Source organism: Methanosarcina sp. A14 (assembly GCF_001729375.1).
In the GTDB taxonomy this organism is placed as follows: domain Archaea; phylum Halobacteriota; class Methanosarcinia; order Methanosarcinales; family Methanosarcinaceae; genus Methanosarcina; species Methanosarcina barkeri.
Genome location: NZ_LZPK01000373.1, coordinates 1 through 13763, shown reverse-complemented (window position 1 = coordinate 13763; position 13763 = coordinate 1). Strand labels below are relative to the sequence as shown.

Genomic DNA, 13763 nt, shown 5'->3' with positions numbered 1-13763 from the left:
AAGTAATCTAATGAGTAATATAAAACGTTCGAAAAAATCAGATGTACTGTAATCCTTACTACATATAAACGTTGTTGAGAAGGAGTGGTTTGAGTTGAAAGGGTTGAGAAACCTAATATTTTGCTTGTGAAGGAGAAGCAATAATATTTTGCTTGTGAAGGGAGAGCAATGAATGTGAATTGACTTCGAAATGTCTCAAGGATAATTGAAAAATTCAAGAATTTTCTGTATCTGCTGAATGTGGACATTTTTTTAGAACTATATATGCGTACATCAACGCTGCGAGCCAACCCCCAGCCGCTCCCAACTGAGTCCAATCTCCTGAAATTGTATATAACTTCACAATGAGTACGATATTAAGAACTGAGCCTACCATCACGAGGATATGTAGTTTCTTTTTAAAATGTGCAGTAACTTGCATTGATCCTCCCCTTTTTCGTAGCCTTCTTCTTTATCTTTTTAAGCGTATTACTATTTTTATTTTTTCTGGTATTTTCAGGAGTTAATACCAAATCTTCTGTTTAATTTATGAGCTGATCCCAAAACTTGAAATTTGCTTCATAGGTCTTGTATTTCGACTAATCAATCAAGCTCATGATCATGAAAACAATTCTGAGAATTACCAGTAATTAAAAATTAAGTAGCTTCTGAAATAAGCTTTATCTCATATTAAGAGAATCTGTGGCATAGGTGCATCCTAAAAAGGCTGTTCTTCATTCTTATTTGGGTATTTTCTTCTTGATAGCAACATTTAATTTTCAAATTGGTACAAATTAATGCAAAAAAGACTGGAATCCTAACATTGGACGCACTACTCATTTTATATATTTATGATCTTGTTCAACAATATTGTTCAAATAGTTGATTTGCTTAAAACCTACATTTATTAGATAATATTTTATTCGTTTTCAAGATCCTCATCATATATTGGAAAAGTAATTTTATTAATAATCTGTCTAATTTATTTTACGACAAGTACTTAGTATAGAAAGGGCAAGCTTGTAATGACTAATTAATGAATCCATTCCAAAACCAATTTTTACTCTCAAATTAGTAAAATTTTAAAATTAGTAAAATTTCAAAAGGCAGTGTAGCGAAAGTTCTGTAAAATATGATTGACTCTATATCCTTTGTGTTAATTTCGTAACGTGCCATGACGGATTTACACTTAATGACCTTGTTTCGTATAACCACAAACACAATGAGGCTAACGGGGAAAATAACAGGGATGGAATTGACAATAATTTGAGCTGGAACTGTGGGGTTGAGGGAGAGACCGAAGGCCCGGAGGTAGAAATCTTGCGGGAAAGACAGATCAAAAATTTCGCTGCAATTCTGTTGCTGTCTATAGGTGTTCCGATGATTTGCATGGGAGATGAAGTCAGACGCACTCAGAAAGGCAACAACAATGCTTATTGCCAGAACAATGAGACCAGCTGGTTTGACTGGAACTTAGTAGAGAAAAATCGCGATATATTCCGCTTCTGGAAATTGATGATTGATTTTCGAAAACACCATACTACCATTCTTCGCCCTAGTATATAATAATTGTTTTTAGACAAGAGAGATTTTACCGTAATAAATCACAACAGCTGCATATGGAAAATAAGAATACCAATAAAAGAGTAGAGAGGATAAAGGAAAACAATACAAGAGAAAGAAAAAAGAAGATCAAACTTCCCGTCTCTCACTCAGATATAAAATGGTGTCTCTATTTCTTTTGACTGTCTTTTTCTCAGGCCACTATGTACAGCTTGGTAATATTTCATGGTATCAGGAGTAACCGAAGGCCCGGTTTCAGCAATCGATTGAAGGAAATGTTTCTGCTTTACTTCTTTGGCATGAAGGTCTTCGCGAAGTGCATCTCTTCCTGCCTTTTTGCACACAGCTGCAATATCAGCACCTGTATACTGATCGGTCATAGAAACGAGTTTGTCGATATCAACATCCTCTGCAAGCGACATTTTTGCGGTATGGACCCTAAAAATTTCCTTGCGAGCTCCCGCATCCGGAACGGGAACAAGAATTAACTCGTCAAAACGTCCAGGCCTTAGAAGAGCAGGATCTATGATATCAGGACGGTTGGTTGCACCTATTACCACTACAGCTCTAAGTTCCTCAAGCCCATCCATCTCGGAAAGAAGCTGATTCAGGATTCTAGCTGTAACCTGTGGCTCACCTATGGCAGCCCCGCGAATGGGCGCAAGAGAGTCGAGTTCGTCCAGGAAAATAATAGATGGAGCAACCTGCCTTGCCCGTGAAAAAACCTCGGCAATCCTTTTTTCAGACTCTCCATACCACTTGGAGAGAAGATCGCTTCCTTTTGCGGTGATGAAGTTAGCTTCAGACTCATGGGCAATGGCTTTTGCAAGAAGAGTCTTTCCAGTACCCGGAGGACCATATAGAAGCACTCCTTTGGGAGCCTCAACTCCTATATCCCTGTACGATTCCGGACTTTTAAGAGGCCACTCCACAGCTTCCTTCAAAAGTTGTTTTACACCCTCCAGACCACCTACATCTTCCCAGCTCACATTAGGAATCTCGATAAGGATTTCTCTTATAGCAGACGGCTGGACATCTTTAAGGGCATTTTCAAAATCTTCCCTTGTGACCCGAAGTGTGTCAAGGATCTCACTTGGAATTTCAGGTTCATTGAGGTTAATCTTCGGTAGAATCCGTCTCAAGGAACTCATTGCAGCTTCCCGACAAAGCGCAGCAATGTCAGCTCCTACAAACCCATAAGTTATCTGAGCGAAGTCCATAAGATTTACGTTTTCGGCAAGCGGCATACCTCTTGTGTGAATCTGGAAAATCTCAAGCCTTCCTTCGGTGTCCGGAACCCTTAACTCAATCTCTCTGTCAAATCTACCAGGGCGACGAAGTGCCATATCAATTGCTTCAGGACGGTTGGTTGACCCTATCACAATCACGTTCTTGCGAGCTTTAAGCCCATCCATCAGGGAAAGGAGTTGAGCAACTACTCTTCTTTCGACCTCTCCAGTCACCTCAGCCCTCTTAGGTGCAATGGAATCGATTTCATCAAGGAAAATGATTGCAGGAGCGTTTTTCTCTGCTTCTTCGAAGACGTCTCTGATACCTTTTTCGGACTCTCCATAATACTTGGACATAATTTCCGGACCATTGACTGAGATAAAGTAAGCATCTGTCTCGTTTGCAACTGCTTTTGCAAGCATTGTCTTGCCTGTTCCAGGCGGTCCATAAAGCAGTACTCCTTTTGGAGCATCGATTCCCAGCCTGTCAAAAAGTTCAGGATGCTTCAAAGGTAGCTCTATCATTTCTCTTATTTTGGTAATAGCCTCTTTAACCCCACCCAGATCCTCATACATGACAGTGGGAACATTCTGTTCAGGAGTTATTTCTGCAGCTTCAGGTAAGAGTTCAATCTCTGTCATATCTGTAATCTTTACTATCCCGGACGGGGAAGTGGAGACAACCTGTAACTTTATTTCTCCCAGCCCAAATGACTGCCCCATACCTGGACCAAAAAAGTCCTGAAAGAAATCCTCGAACATAACTCCTTTTCCAAAAGTCTCTCTTTCCCGTGACCGCCTCAAACTTGTGGTGGAAATAAAATCTCCCTTAGAAACCGTACGATTCATGAATACGGCTTTAAGAGTTTCACTTGGAGCATAGATCTGCAAGCCCTTAGCTACAGGCGCGAGAGTTACACTCCTTGCTTCTTTCCAGTCGGCCTTGCGAATATCCACATACTCCCCTATGCTGGTTTTTGCATTGGTACGGATAAGCCCGTCCATACGGATAATATCCAGGCCCGAATCGCTGGGATATGGACGTCCTACCAGAGCTGAAGTCGATTTTCCCCCTCTTATTTCCACAACGTCAAAGGGCTTGAGGCCCAGCTTTTCCCTGAAACTATCGTCGACCCTAACTATTCCTTTTCCGACATCTCTTTGATCAGCTTCTGCAACTTTTAGTTTTGCAGTTATCTTTTCCCTGTCAGCCAAATGACAACCCCCATCTCCATATTAGAACCCATCTCCATATTAGAACATAACATTTATCGAAAAAAGCTATAGTAACTAACTATTATCCTCGTGATCAGAACTTTTAACTCTTATCTTAAACAAAAACTTATCTAACCAGCCACAGCTTTATCAACGAAGAGACCAGGTTTCTGTTGCCCAAGTTTTATGGTGTATCCTCTACGAAATAACATGTTCTCTAAACGAGTTTTTTAAACGAAAGCCATTTGTAAGTTCAGTATTCTGGTCTGGTGAATTCTCTTGTACGCTGGCTTTCCAGACGTTCAATTTCTCTGGTGACTTCATCAGGGGTTATTGTACTCTATTTTGTACTCTATTTTGTACTCTATTTTGTACTCTATTTTGTACTCTATTTTGTACTCTATTTTGTACTCTATTTTGTACTCTATTTTGTACTCTATTTCAGTTATTTCCTTCAGAAGATCCAGAAAGTCACTTTCTGACTGCTTTCCTTCAGCAAACTTTATAAGGTCTTTTCGATTTGCAGGATAACCGATACCTCTACCGGTTATATACTCTTTAATCTCGCGTGGACTTCTTTTGATAAGTTCACGTTCCTAAAATAAGGTAGTTGCTACCTTCTCACCTGTTTCCCACCCTCCATTTTGTATTATATTGATAGTTATATAAAAAAGAATTCAATTAAAATGTTTGTCAGCAGATGATTTTTTTCGCTATAGTAACCTTTCGTTTTTTGTTAGTTAATTTCTTCCAAACAAAAATACCACTTATGTTTTCTATCATCCTTTCATTATAGATCATACCCTGCACCGTAATTTTTCATCTTATACCCAAATAACCGGTAAGCACTAAAAATTTCAAGAGAAATTGGGGACAGACGCGGAGAAGGAAATCGCCTTGGAAATCTGGGGTTAGCATACTATAGGCTGGGTGAACCCAGAAAAGCAATTGAATTTTTGAAGCAATCCCTTGCTATAGGAAAAGCTATTGAAGACCCGAGGATAATTAGCTTTTGTGAGAAGAAATTGAAAGAACTTTATGGGATTGAAGATAATGAAAACTCAAACTATTATCCCGCCCCTAATAATTCTCCAGATTCAAGATGTCCTCCGGCTTCAAAAAATATACTTCAGACTATTATCAGCAAGCTGAAGTCCAAAAAGTAATCTTTCAAAAAAATAGATTTTACTCTTTAAACTCAATATATCAAAAAATGGCTTGCAAACTGCGATTCAAGAACTGACAATTTCCAAGCAAAATTGTAATAAAATCAAAAATCCCCGAAACCAAAAGCTATTATATAGATAGTCACAAACCTTAACTGTTATTTTTATCTAATTTCAGTTTCTTAACAATCATTTTTTTGCTCAGCCAGTAAAGGTGGAACTATGCCTCATATAATGGAACTGCTTGGAAAAACAAGAGTCGTCGTAAAAGATGGAAAGGTTATCGAAGTCGGAGAGCCTGAAGTCGAATGGTGCCCTCTCTTTGCCAAAGTCCGTGGGATCAAGAAAATAACCCCTGAAGAAGTCAAGAAGAATATGGAATTCAGGATCAGCGACTTCGGGATGTTTACTGACAAACGCCGTCTGGAACTAGAAGACTTTGTAGGATTTGGAGCATCTGAAGTTATGATGACAGGCCTTAGCAGAGGTCTGCTTGACACGACCGTAACAGCCTGTGAAGGCGCAGGTACCGTAATTTCCAATAACCCGACTCTCGTTCAGGGCATGGGCGGCAGGATGTCCGGTCTGGTCGAAACCGAACCGATTGATGCTATCATAAACGGGATTCAGGAACGCGGCGGAATCGTGCTTGACCCTTCAACTGCAAAAATGGACCCTATTGCGGGAGTTAAGAAGGCAGCAGAACTCGGGTATAAAAAAATTGCAGTAACTGCAGCTTTTGCTGAAACTGCAAAAGAGTTACGGAAACTTGAAGCCGAACTCGGGCTTGATTTGATAGTAATTGGCGTACATGTCACAGGTTTAAACAAGGAAGAAGCCCAGAGCCTGGTGGAAAATTCAGATATTGTGACCAGTTGTGCTTCAAAGCCTATAAGAGATCTCGTAAAACCTCTTGCCCAGGTGGGAACTGCAGTTCCTCTTTTTGCCCTTACCCAGAAAGGAAAGGAACTTGTGATAGAGAGAGCAAAGGATATCAAAAGCCCGATTCTGATCAATACGATGGCTCTACCTGTGCTGCCTGATTACAAACAGCCAAAGGAACTGAAGTAAAACGAGAATTGAAGTAAAAAATAACAACGGCTTCGATGCCGCTTTCATTTGTTTTACTTCACCTTTTTTTAACTCTTTTCTTTAATTTTTTATTTTTATTTTTATTTTTAGTTTTAGTTTTAGTTTTTGTAACTCTCTTATTTGAAAAACTGCCTCTTTTCGGGAAAGAATACTGGTTCATAAAATTCACTACAGATGAAGAAGACAGAGTATTCATGGTCACGAAGAATACTTCAAAGAGTCTTTCAGCTTTATGAATAGCTTCAATTTCAGAAACATAGAAAATCTTCTAGACGTAGTTGATTTCCAGGTCTAGGTTGAGGATAGGGTTATAATTTGCAGGAGACTGAAAGTGAATTGGGCATGGTAGAAGATACTTCAGTTTTCGTAATACGAATTCAAAAAATATTATTTTTTTCGCGGATCCATGTCTTATAGATCCATTTCTTGTAGACTCATTTCTTATAAATCCATTTCTTGTAGACTCATTTCTTATAAATCCATATTTTATAGATCCATTTTTTATGACTCATTTATTACAAATTTTTTGTAATCTCTTCTCATGAGCTTGATACAAATATCCCAAAATCAGCATTAAAAGGCCCTAACTATTTCTTTTGTCTTTAAGGAATTTATACAGCCTGATGACTCTAAAAGTCGTAGCAAAAACTTTAAAAACAAGGCAAGAAGATCTAAAAGCATGAAAAGCGAAAGTGAGAACGGTTCTCCTGAGTCCCTGATAATGTCCGATGACTTGGAGCTGGCGGAAGTAAAAGCTATTAGAAAAAAGCTTTCTGAAATGCACAATGACATTAAAAAAGTGATGGAATTTACCAGCAGGCTGCGTTTAGAAGCTGCTATTGAAAGATCCAGGCAAGAGTATTCAAATGTTCTTCTCAATCACCTCTTCGAAGACATCGATTCCGGTCTTGAACAGAACATGGTAAAAAAATGCCCTGAAAAGCAAAAATGTACTTCTGCATTTACGGCTCTTCTGCAGCAAAATGCAGGTCTTATAACGAAAAATAGAGTAGATGACAAATCAATATCGGACAACCAAAAAAAACTAGAGGAACTGAGATGCGAAGCTCCTTACAACAAATGTGAAAAATGCTTTTCCGAAGTATCGAGCCTTCTGATAAAACAGATAAACCTTATGCGCTCTATGAGGATTTATACTAACAATCAGGAACAGAAACCGAATATTTCTGCTCTTAAAACATCTGTAGTTATGAGTGAGATCCTCGAGCCGGTCTCAAACCCCCAGCGTCTGGAAATTCTCAGAGCAGTAGCGTTCGAAATGAAAAGTTTCTCTGCTTTTTCCGAACTTACGGGCCTCAGAGGAGGAAATCTGCTCTTCCATCTTCAGAAACTTATGGAAAGCGGGCTGATTCTACAACAGCACGAAAGGGGAGATTATATGATTACTGAGAAAGGTTTCAAGATACTTCAGGGTCTGAACGAAATTTATTCTTCACTTCAAAATTATCCACTTCAAAATTCCTCAAAGCAGAGACCTGAAAAGAACGATCTCATGGAAAGAAAAGAAAAAACAGAGATGACTATTTAAACTCAGGTATTTTTGATCTTCAATTTTGCAGCGTTCAACCTCGAAACTTTCCATTTTTTAGCACTATCTGGTTAAACTATCTGGTTAAGAGTAGATAACTCAGGTGTAGTAATACAGTTGAATGCATTAACTACATTTCAGTGCCGATTAAGTATATATAAATAACCTGCCAATAAAAGAGTGTAGAATGAATTCTCCGGGGAAATCAAACTGCAAAGAACCAGAATGTCAGACAAAGAATAAATAAAAAACACGGAAAAATTTGAGGAACAAGCAAAATATGAGGAGTAAAAATGACTGTAAAAGATGATATTCACGGGCAGATCGTTGCAGGCCTTAAAGATGCAAAGTTTCCTATAAATACCCCTGAAGAACTGCTTGCTGCATTTCCTGCAGGTGCGGATACTACATGCAGGTCGGGCAACCTTGAAGTTACTGCAGGAGAAGCAGGAAAATTGCTGACTCCAGCAGATTTTCCATTCAGAGACGCAAAAAAAGTAGCAGACACAATAGTTGAAAGAGCAGGGCTTTAAGTTCTGCCCTTTTATTTAAGACTTCTCTTTTCTTTTTTCTTTTGCTCTTCGTTCTTCTATCTTATCTTCACCTATGTCTCTCACACTCCATTTCATCGACATAGTTATGGCTTCAGCTTGAGAAAATATCAACCATGTTTGTAAAATAGAATACCGTAGTAAAAGTTAGAGTAATTAGGCAAGAATCAGGATATTTGTAAAATAGAATACCGTAGTAAAAGTTAGAGTAATTAGGCAAGAATCAGGATATAAGTAATACTATTTCTTCAATTCCGGAATTGCAGGATAACATAAGAAGTTCTTTAAATTTTGAGTAATTAGTTTACAAATCTATATATTTTGTAAACTAAGACGAAATGTCTAAAACTGCCAGGTAAAGGACATTTTGTTCAAAATCTAAATTTAAACCTTTCCTAAGTAACTACGGGTTATATTAGGCAAAATTATTTTATTATTTTTACTATACTTCACGAACAGTTTAGTTATTGCATCAACAAACTCATCATAATTAGAATCAGTGTTTTTTGGGGCATAAGAAGCTGATAAATTTCGCCCAATGAAACTCTCTAAATTATACTCCAGATCATTTCGAAATGTATGATATTCATATTTTCCATCGCGAAAAAATTGTTTATATACATCAGAGTTCTTCTCTATTCCTCCACTGAAACCTTTAAATGAAGGGCAGAGATCTTTACATATCTCTGCATTCTCGATAACCAGTTTGCTCGAAAAATCCCTACTATTCCAAACAAGTGCTACATTCGAATTTGGTTTTAATATCCGGATACACTCCTTTTTAAATTGTAGTTTATCGAACCAGTGAAAAGCTTGTGCAACAGTAATTAAATCAATGCTATAACTCTTCAAGCCTGTACTTTCAGCAGTACCATTAATTGAAACAAAATTAGAGTAACTATTTAATTGCTTTTCTGCAATATTTCTCATATCGTCATTTGGCTCAACTGCAATTACATTTAAATTATTTATAAGTAGTTGCTGCGTCAAAACACCTGTACCTGAACCTATATCTGCAACGATTTGATCTGACGTTAAACTATTGTAAGAAACTAAATAATTAATATATTCCTTCGGATAGTGAGGACGATATTTAGAATAGATATCTGCTTTACCAGTAAATTTTTTTGTTGTTTCCATGCAAATCAATCCGTTCTAGAATTAAAGTGCTTTCGGCGCTAAAAAGCTGTATCAAAAGTTAAGTAAGATATAACTGGCTTAACTTACTTCTTCTGCTATAAAAAAACTGACTGCGAGTTAATGAATGTTGACAAAGTTATGTTTTTTGTTTAATTACCGAGTTTTTTCGGCAAAAGTTATGCATCAGAAGAAGCGAAAAATTCTATTCTAGCGGCGAAGAATAAGGGGATGAGAGTAATTCCAAATTTATAGAACTTGTGTGACACTGCCGATCATATTGTTTGTGAGATAAAATAACCATATTAAAAGTTAGAGTAATTAGGCAAGAATCAGAATATAAGTAATACTATTTCTTCAATTCCGGAAGGTGTGTTTAAAATGCCTCACATAATGGAAATGATGGGTAAAGCCAGAGTAGTCGTAAAAGACGGCAAGGTTGTGGAAGTCGGAGCCCCTGAAGTCGAACGGTGCCCACTTTTTGTCAAGCTGCGGGGAGTCCAGAAGATGACTCCGGAGGAAATCCGGAAAAATATGGAGTCCAGGATCAGCGAGTTAGGAATGTTTACAGAAAATCGTAAGCTCGAGTTTGAAACAACCGTTGTTGCTTTTGGCGCTTCAGAAGTAATGATGAGTGGTCTCAACAGTAGTTCTCTTGAGACAACCGTAACCGCCTGTGATGGCGCAGGGACCGTTATCTCAGGTAATCCGTCCCTGGTCCAGGGAATTGGAGGCAGGATGTCCGGTCTGGTTGAAACCGAGCCAATAGATGCGGTTATTAAGGGAATTGAAGAGCGTGGAGGAACTGTGCTTGATCCCTCAACCGCAGTCATTAATCCGGCAGGTGGAGTAAGGAAAGCTTCCGAACTTGGCTACCGAAGGATCGCAGTAACCGTAGCCGACCCAAAAACCGCAAAAAACCTGAGAAAGCTTGAAACCGAACTTGGTCTTGACCTGATAATAATTGCCGTACATGTTACGGGACTAAGCAGGGAAGAAGCTCAGGAAATTCTTGAAAACTCAGATATCGTAATTAGCTGTGCTTCCAGGCACATAAGGGAACTTGCAAAGCCTCTTGTTCAGGTTGCAGCTGCAATCCCACTTTTTGCCCTCACTCAGAAAGGAAAAGAACTTGTAATCGAGAGGGCAAAGGATATTCAGAGCCCAATTCTGATCAATACTATGAAGCTGCCTGTGCTGCCTGCACATAAGCAGCCGAAGAATCTTGTTTAAGGAGAGTAATCTCAGGCAGTAGCTTATTTACTTATTTATATCTGTTATATAATAAGATTGATGATTTTTTGTAAGATGTTACAGATTCTGAAATTTTATTGTAATCCATGTTTTCCGGATGTCGGCTGAAGTGATAAGCTAATGCCTGACGAACTGGTTTATACCAATTACTTTTCTTTCTTTCCTGGCTTTTCTGGCTTGGATGCTTTTTCCTTCTTTGACGACTTACTGGCTGGAACCTTTGTCTGTGTTTTTCCACTGGGTGCACCGGCTTTTGGACTGTCGCCTATTGTAGATTTTTTTGCCATTTAAAAACACCTCCTAGTTATTATATTAAATAAGTGTTTGAGAATACTGTCATAAAGTTATATATAAGTTTCCAGCCCAAATGATTGTTTATCATAGGACTTACGAGAATGAACTAAGAGATCAATAGCATTAAACCTCAGCTGTATTTTCAATTTATCTGGAATAATAACAATTGAAGAACTCGTTCCCAAAACTAACCTTTATTTTTACATACATAAAAATTTTAAAGAAATTTTCCATCATCGAGTTGTCATTCCGAATTTGAGATCTAAAAGCATGTCAAAATTAAACTTGATTCTATAGGATAAGACTCATGCATTTGAACCGAAAAACGGTAGCATTTAATGATTACTGTACTTGATTTTATACTTTGAGTGCATATCTGTTCAATAACTTGAGGTCACAATCTGGTTGCGGTACCTACAAAATGATTCACAAAAATGATTTAATTTTGACAATATCAAGCTATCTGCCAGTAAAAAAATGATTGAAAAATTAAAAAAGTATTAAACCTATATTTTAACAGTGTTAAACATAAATTTTGGGAGTATGGTATTGTATGGGAAAAGAGATATTCGATGCAGTGAGGAAGACATTGTATGTTTTACTGCTGGCCTTTTTTATGATGTCTGCAACAGCCGGGACAGTAAGTGCAGCAGAAGTAATTGTATATGAGCATGTTAACTTTGGGGGAGAAAGCTTTGACGCTACTTCTGATCAACCAAGCGCGGGAGGTAACCTGAACGACAAAATATCATCAATTAAGGTCAAGTCAGGCACATGGCGATTCTATGAATATATAAATTATGGAGGCCGCTATTGGGATTTTGGACCAGGAGAATATGCCTCTGTGGAAAGTGTTGGTATACCCGACGATTCAATTTCGTCTTTTAAACTCGTCAGTTAATTAAATTTAAAAAAGTATTTCCTAGAACACAATCTTTCGTAGAAATTAACATGGTTGAATAAAAATTGGTCGTCCATAAAAATTGGTTGTCCAGTGTTATATTCTTGATGATTTAAAGCACTGAAAGTTAGAAGAGCTTGTAGTGTTCAATTTGAATCTATAATCCCTATTTCTCTTACAGGTGTATTTTTACATTCAACTCTTTTTCCATCTTTTACTTTAATCTCGCATGCTCTCTGCATAAGCTGAAATGAGTACAGTAGAAGCGCGGTATACGTCGTAATTAAAAGTTGATTTTCCGAAAGTTGTGAGTTTAATGCTATTGGTTTTGTAACTCAAATGTATACGTCCCGGGATTAAACTTCCAATTTTATAAAATACTAAGAGTGTGTCTTAAAATTAAATCTGGTTCTATAGTTGGGATAGGACTTATGCATTTAAATTGATAAACGGAGTGTTAAACTATTAATGTCCAAGACGAAAGTTTAAACCATGATGTTTATTGTGTTTGATTTTATACATCTAGTGCGTAATATGAATTTAAACGGAACGTTGCCCATTATCCAATTGTATAAATGATTTGAATTTTAAGACAGCCTCGAAATCAGTAACAACGCCGAATGTACTTGATTTCATACATTTGGTGCGTAAGCCTATATTTTCAAACATTTACGGTAAATTTGGAAATCTCTTGCGATAAGACTCATCACCCATATATTCTTTCCATTCATCTGGCGTAAGATTACGGGTTAGACGATTGCTAGCTTCGTCTATCAAATCTTCTGTATCAGATATCCATAACTTTGCTGTCCACAACTTTGCCGTACTGTCAACACTCGCCGTTGCGATGTATTTTCCATCAGGACTAAAAACAACATTATTCACACCACTATCATGTCCCAAGTAAGAAATTTGTTTGCCTGTAGATACGTTCCATAAACGTGCTGTATTATCATTGCTTGCTGTAGCAATGTATTTTCCATCAGGACTGAAAACAACACTATTTACCGGACCATTATGGTTCAAAACAAAAATTTGTTTACCAGTAGTTGTATCCCATACGCGTGCCGTATAATCAAAACTCGCCGTAGCAATATATTTACCACCAGGACTGAAAACAACACTATTTACCGGACCATTATGGTTCAAAACAAAAATCTGTTTACCTGTAGCTGTATCCCATAGACATGCTGTATTATCGTAACTCGCCGTAGCAATATGTTTTCCATCAAGACTGAAAACAACACTATTTACCCTACCAGCATGGTTCAGAGGAGGAAAAATTGGTTTACCTGTAGCTGTATCCCATAGACATGCTGTTTTGTCATCACTTGCCGTAGCAATATATTTTCCATCAGGACTGAAGATAACACTATTTACCGGACCATTATGGTTCAAAACAATAATCTGTTTACCTGTAGCTGTATTCCATACTCCTGCTGTTTTGTCAGCACTTGCCGTTGCGATGTATTTTCCATCCGGACTGAAAACAACACTATTTACCCAACCAGCATGGTTCAGAATAAAGATTTGTTTACCTGTATATTCATCCCGTAAACGTGCTGTATTGTCGTTGCTCGCCGTTGCGATGTATTTTCCATCCGGACTGAAAACAACACTATTTACCCAACCAGCATGGTTTAGAACAAATATTTTTTCATCTGTAATTGTATTCCATACAGATGATGTATTGTCAGCACTCGCCGTAGCAATGTATTTTCCATCAGGATTGAAGATAACACTATTTACCGGACCATCATGGTTCAGAACAGAAATCTGTTTACCTGTAGATACATCCCATAAATGTGCTGTTTTGTCAGCACTCGCCGTTGC

Annotated in this window: 12 protein-coding genes; 8 read left to right on the top strand and 4 right to left on the bottom strand. The window is 37.8% G+C overall.

All coding sequences use genetic code 11. The annotated features are described in order from the left end of the window. Positions 1–1245: 1245 nt before the first annotated feature. A complete protein-coding gene (locus A9239_RS16590) occupies positions 1246–1545 on the top strand; it encodes a hypothetical protein (RefSeq protein WP_048155446.1) in 300 nt (99 codons plus the stop codon). Between the two features lie 146 nt (positions 1546–1691). Here the strand turns inward: A9239_RS16590 and A9239_RS16585 are convergent, their stop codons facing one another. Then, positions 1692–3986: a CDC48 family AAA ATPase gene (locus A9239_RS16585; protein ID WP_048155449.1), complete on the bottom strand. Its 2295-nt coding sequence runs from the start codon at positions 3984–3986 to the stop codon at positions 1692–1694. A gap of 269 nt (positions 3987–4255) precedes the next feature. Here A9239_RS16585 and A9239_RS20700 point away from each other — a divergent pair, with 269 nt between their 5' ends. From A9239_RS20700 to A9239_RS16560, 5 genes are all read left to right on the top strand, one after another. Continuing rightward, on the top strand, positions 4256–4468 hold the full coding sequence (locus A9239_RS20700) for a hypothetical protein (protein WP_048155451.1): 213 nt from the start codon (positions 4256–4258) through the stop codon (positions 4466–4468). A gap of 372 nt (positions 4469–4840) precedes the next feature. Next, positions 4841–5152, top strand: a complete 312-nt coding sequence (locus A9239_RS16575; RefSeq protein ID WP_141706497.1) for a tetratricopeptide repeat protein — start codon at positions 4841–4843, stop codon at positions 5150–5152. A 222-nt stretch (positions 5153–5374) separates the two neighbouring features. Then, positions 5375–6223 carry a methanogenesis marker 8 protein gene (locus A9239_RS16570; protein ID WP_048155453.1) on the top strand — a complete coding sequence of 283 codons (849 nt, stop codon included), beginning with the start codon at positions 5375–5377 and terminating at the stop codon, positions 6221–6223. 700 nt (positions 6224–6923) lie between these two features. Beyond that, positions 6924–7793, top strand: a complete 870-nt coding sequence (locus A9239_RS16565) for a winged helix-turn-helix domain-containing protein (RefSeq protein WP_048117626.1) — start codon at positions 6924–6926, stop codon at positions 7791–7793. Between the two features lie 293 nt (positions 7794–8086). Beyond that, complete coding sequence (locus tag A9239_RS16560; RefSeq protein ID WP_048117624.1) at positions 8087–8326, top strand: MTH865 family protein; 240 nt, start codon at positions 8087–8089, stop codon at positions 8324–8326. A gap of 402 nt (positions 8327–8728) precedes the next feature. On the opposite strand, the gene A9239_RS16555 is transcribed toward A9239_RS16560, so the two are convergent. After that, positions 8729–9484: a class I SAM-dependent methyltransferase gene (locus A9239_RS16555; RefSeq protein WP_048155455.1), complete on the bottom strand. Its 756-nt coding sequence runs from the start codon at positions 9482–9484 to the stop codon at positions 8729–8731. A gap of 378 nt (positions 9485–9862) precedes the next feature. Between A9239_RS16555 and A9239_RS16550 the strand changes: the two genes are divergently transcribed. Beyond that, entirely contained in the window at positions 9863–10714 is an 852-nt protein-coding gene (locus A9239_RS16550; RefSeq protein ID WP_048155456.1) for a methanogenesis marker 8 protein, read from the top strand. Between the two features lie 167 nt (positions 10715–10881). Here A9239_RS16550 and A9239_RS19780 read toward each other — a convergent pair whose 3' ends face one another. Further along, entirely contained in the window at positions 10882–11022 is a 141-nt protein-coding gene (locus tag A9239_RS19780) for a hypothetical protein (RefSeq protein WP_155396456.1), read from the bottom strand. Between the two features lie 560 nt (positions 11023–11582). Between A9239_RS19780 and A9239_RS16545 the strand changes: the two genes are divergently transcribed. After that, complete coding sequence (locus A9239_RS16545) at positions 11583–11930, top strand: beta/gamma crystallin family protein (protein WP_048155457.1); 348 nt, start codon at positions 11583–11585, stop codon at positions 11928–11930. A gap of 669 nt (positions 11931–12599) precedes the next feature. Here A9239_RS16545 and A9239_RS16540 read toward each other — a convergent pair. Beyond that, the coding region (locus A9239_RS16540) for a WD40 repeat domain-containing protein (RefSeq protein WP_176722178.1) at positions 12600–13763 on the bottom strand (1164 nt) is incomplete at its 5' end.